General features: G+C 46.9%; 1 protein-coding gene and 1 pseudogene. One reads left to right on the top strand and one right to left on the bottom strand.

The features are described from left to right. Positions 1 to 28 precede the first annotated feature (28 nt). Positions 29 to 200: pseudogene (locus CIK04_RS23490) on the bottom strand (response regulator); the annotation flags it as partial. A gap of 234 nt (positions 201 to 434) precedes the next feature. Here CIK04_RS23490 and CIK04_RS23485 point away from each other — a divergent pair. Further along, on the top strand, positions 435 to 679 hold a 245-nt coding region (locus tag CIK04_RS23485; RefSeq protein WP_176463413.1), incomplete at its 3' end, for a Spy/CpxP family protein refolding chaperone.

Genomic DNA, 679 nt, shown 5'->3' with positions numbered 1-679 from the left:
YCCACTGTTCACGTAACTTCCTTCAACGTATCAATGCCATTGAGCTTTGGGCAGTCATGACATCGAGTAAGATCAAATCAATCTCTGCCGATAAGGCTTGTAAACCCTGCTCACCGTCGTTCGCCTCGGTGACATTAAAGCCTTCATAGCTTAAGACTTCCGTCAGTAAGCTCGTCAGTTCGGGTGTCGTCATCAATCAAACAGGATGTTTTGCCATAGTAGGGCCTTTCTCTCAATCAGTTCTCTTTAGCAGTTCTCTTTAATATTACTGTGAAATGACCGAAGGGAGAGGAGCAAAGTCGCTCTTTACGATACTTTACGCTCTCTATACGTCACTTTACCTTGCAGTTTGTATTCTACACTCAAGCGCTGTGAGAACAGCTCAAATGAACCACCGACATGAGTAAGGAATTGATTATGACTTGCAAAAAAAAATGGTACTCGCTGCTGTTGTCCTTCCACTAACACTAGGTACTGCCAGCGCCTTTGCTTTTGGTGGCGGTAAAGGCCATCACAAAGGGCCTGATGGCGAATGTGGCATGGGAATGGAACGCGGCATGATGCGTCAATTGGACCTGACCGATGCGCAGAAAGAGCAGTTGGATGCGATGCGTGGCAGCAACCGTGCACAAATGAAAGAGATGCATCAAGGCAATTTCGCAGCGAATCAAGCAGAGCG

The organism is Vibrio sp. 03_296 (genome assembly GCF_002265885.1).
The sequence above is the reverse complement of the archived record's forward strand: the minus strand, read 5'-3'. Positions and strand labels throughout refer to the sequence as shown.